The organism is Ensifer sp. Root1252 (assembly GCF_001425885.1).
In the GTDB taxonomy this organism is placed as follows: domain Bacteria; phylum Pseudomonadota; class Alphaproteobacteria; order Rhizobiales; family Rhizobiaceae; genus Ensifer; species Ensifer canadensis.
Window position 1 is genome coordinate 1 of record NZ_LMDT01000049.1, and the last position, 3,309, is coordinate 3,309.

Sequence of the window (3,309 nt, forward strand, 5' to 3'; positions counted from 1 at the left end):
CGAGATCTTTCGGGAGTATGGCTTCGACGGTGCAAGCCTATCGACCATCACCGAAAAGACCGGCCTCGGAAAGGGAAGCCTTTATCACTTCTTTCCCGGCGGGAAGGAAGAGATGGCCGCAGCCGTGCTCGGCGAGATCGACGAATGGTTCGCGACGCAGGTCTTCGAGCCGCTAAGGAGCGCGGACGATCCGCGTTCCGCAATCACCAGCATGTGTAGCTCGGTTGCCGGCTACTTTCGCTCCGGCCGCCGTGTATGCCTCATTGGCGCGTTTGCACTGGACAACGTCCGGAACCGCTTCAGCGATCGGGTCAGGGATTACTTTGCCGAGTGGCGTGGTGCGCTCGCCTCTGCTCTTGAGAGGGCCGGATGCCCTGAACGTGACGCCCTTGCGCTTGCCGAGGAGACAGTAGTTGCCGTCCAGGGGGCCTTGGTGCTCGCCAGGGCGCTCGACGAACCTTGCGCTTGCCGAGGAGACAGTAGTTGCCGTCCAGGGGGCCTTGGTGCTCGCCAGGGCGCTCGACGAACCGGAAGTCTTCGAACGAACCCTAGAGCGAATCCAGTCCCGGCTTATTGCGGCGACCGGTGGAGACGAGCAAAGATGAGGGATCGCAAAACAAACTCCGTCGTGCTCGCACCATGGCGGCTCAAGCGCGCCGTAGAGTTCATCGAAATGAACCTAGCGACCCCGCTTCAACTCGTAGAAATCGCGCGCGCCGCGGGCCTCAGTGGGGCGAGAATTTTCCAGTCCTTATTGAACGCACCGTCGAGAAGGAAAGTCTCACTTCAGTGTATAAGATCGGGAATGTAAACGACACGATTTGCTTAGAGTTTTGACTTTGGAGGACGAAGGTGTTGTATCGTTCAGCATTCTCGCGAATCCGGATAACAGATAGTGGACAATCGCATCGACTATCTCCGCACCTACCGACAATGCGCGTGCGGCGATGGTGCCTACTGAGGCGGCGTTTCCGGCCTGGTTGCGCTCCGGCCGTTGACGGCATTGCACCGACGCCAGTGCAGCCGTGCCTTGGTGCCGATTGGTATGAAAGGATGCAGCACTTTCTTGAAGCCCTTGATTGGTTACCGCGGCGGCGCATCGACGCCTTGGAAAGGCGTGTAGCCGTTAAATTTGTCTTTCTCGAAACGTCAGTCACGTCGATCATCCGGTCGTAATCGCATGTAATCACAGTGCTCATGAAAGTAGATGTCGACGGGTGAAAAAACTAAAAGTTGACGTGCGCACGGAACACGTCTATCAAAACGGCTGTCGATATTTGGTTGCTGAGCTTTGGTTACAGCCCGTTGGCGCCGCGCCTTGAACGGATCTTCCCTTCAAAGATCGTTATTCTCAACCGCAACGCTTTTTTGCGTAGCGGTCATCTCTATTGCTATGAAAGGGTTCATCATGGCCGCTGGCGCCGTAAAATGGTTTAATTCCACCAAAGGCTTCGGCTTCATCCAGCCTGACAACGGCGACGCTGACGCATTCGTTCACATCTCTGCCGTCGAGCGCGCTGGAATGCGGGAAATCGTAGAAGGCCAGAAGATTGGCTTTGACTTGGAGCGCGACAACAAGTCGGGCAAGGTGTCCGCTTGCAATCTGCAGGTTATTTAGTCCGTAACTGCTTTCCGTTGACCACTGATGTACTGGCACTGTTGAAAGCAGTTTATCCAATCGAGGTCAGGCGAGATCGCCTAGCTTTTTTTATGCCCGTACGGCAGCGGTCTTGTCGATCGCGTTCGCAATGCGGGCTCAAGCACGTGAGAGCTGATGACTGAGAAACCCGATGAGCTTCAGGCAATCAATACGGCATGGCAGATCGCCATACAGGAAATTCTAAGAATGGTCGTCCGGGATATGTACAAGACCGGCGACGAAGCCGTGTTCAGGTCGCATATAAGGCGCATCGAAGAAGCCGCGGTGGACAGTATCTATTCCGGCCTTACGTTGCGAGGAACTGACGAGTGGACAGAGGTTCTCGTTAAGGAGAAGGCGAGCAATTTCGTCACCACGCTTTTGACGTCGTTCACGTATGACAGAGTGTGAAACTGCGTCGGCCTCCTAGCTTTGTACAATTGCGATTTACGTCTCGACCCAGGCCGAGCCTCATCAGCAGGTGCATCATCAACCCGATTTGGACGCTTAATGTGCTGATCGCATAGTTACCCAGGGAGAGATTGTCTCCCGATGGATCAGGATTCGTGCAGTGGCGGTCTGAAGGGCAATTGCGCTGGGCTGGTTCCCTGAGTCTATCGGTTCTTTAGCAGATACGCGCGAAATGGTCTCGACGGAATCGATGCCGTTTTCTCCCGCAAAGGCAAAATGCCCGTATCGGGATGAGGCCGGACGGAGCTCCGCGCTCTGTCTACATTCAGGGTATATTATATGCCTGCCAAAGACGTCTGCCTCTCCAGAAGCTCAAGACGACGCGTTTGGCGTGCGGCGCGTGCTTCCGGATAATGTCAGCCACAAGCGTTGGGTATCATCTTATGAAAAAGTCTTAGGACGATCGCGCCGCGATTACCCCATGTTTTTCGATCCCAGCGCACCTCCGCATTGACTGAAGTCAGTCTAGCTCTTCGAAAAAGTCACAAATCAGTTCCGCGACTATCATCGCCTCCGATTCAGTCATGTGCGCCGCAGTTTCAATGGCGACCTCTTCCATGTCGTCTCGATCAACGGCGAGAAGGTCCAGTATTCTGGCAAACTTGATCTTGAGTTCGATGTCTTTATCAAACTCATCGATGGTTACCGTCAAAATGCTGGTATTTGCTTCGATCAGACGAGTCTGAATGCTGTCGGCAGACGCCGCGAGCGTTCGCACGGCTGCAAAGAACTGCTTCTTTGCATAGGGATGTTTCTCGTCCATTTTGCTACCTTTTTGCTTCAGCGCGGACCATTAGATGTCATGTTCAATGTAGGATAGCGGTCTCAGGGGCGTGCTCTGGTGGTCTATAGGAGCGGCGTTGGTGTGCACCAAACCACACAGCCGTTAGCACGTTGCCAAGCCACAAGCACTGTCAACGACGCTACGAAGAGTGACGGCCAAAGTCGAGCCGAGCACAACCACCTAAGGGGAGCAGTCTCGCCACGGAGCATAATGCGCTTTCGATGCTGACCACCACCCCCACTGAGTTTTTCGACTGATCTTTTAAGCCTGCCGCGCCTTGCGGTTGGCGTAGCGCCGGTCGCGCTCGGCCTTGCGAGCAGCCTCGTCCTCGATCACGCGTGAAATGCGGTTCTTGTCGGCGGCTTCGCGCGCTTCGGCCTCAGCTCTTGCAGCAGCCGTGAGTGCCGCCTCGCGC

3 protein-coding genes and 2 pseudogenes are annotated in these 3,309 nt (G+C 55.3%); 4 read left to right on the forward strand and 1 reads right to left on the reverse strand.

The window, feature by feature from the left end:
• From ASD02_RS31875 to ASD02_RS31885, 4 genes and pseudogenes are all read left to right on the forward strand, one after another.
• Window positions 1-454, forward strand: a pseudogene (locus tag ASD02_RS31875) (TetR/AcrR family transcriptional regulator); the annotation flags it as partial.
• Between the two features lie 7 nt (window positions 455-461).
• Window positions 462-605 (forward strand): annotated as a pseudogene (locus ASD02_RS40140) (TetR/AcrR family transcriptional regulator); the annotation flags it as partial.
• A gap of 803 nt (window positions 606-1,408) precedes the next feature.
• Window positions 1,409-1,618 carry a cold-shock protein gene (locus ASD02_RS31880; RefSeq protein WP_057221552.1) on the forward strand — a complete coding sequence of 70 codons (210 nt, stop codon included), beginning with the start codon at window positions 1,409-1,411 and terminating at the stop codon, window positions 1,616-1,618.
• Between the two features lie 156 nt (window positions 1,619-1,774).
• Entirely contained in the window at window positions 1,775-2,050 is a 276-nt protein-coding gene (locus ASD02_RS31885; RefSeq protein ID WP_057211191.1) for a hypothetical protein, read from the forward strand.
• Between the two features lie 520 nt (window positions 2,051-2,570).
• Here ASD02_RS31885 and ASD02_RS31890 read toward each other — a convergent pair.
• Window positions 2,571-2,873: a hypothetical protein gene (locus ASD02_RS31890; protein ID WP_057211189.1), complete on the reverse strand. Its 303-nt coding sequence runs from the start codon at window positions 2,871-2,873 to the stop codon at window positions 2,571-2,573.
• Window positions 2,874-3,309: the final 436 nt, after the last annotated feature.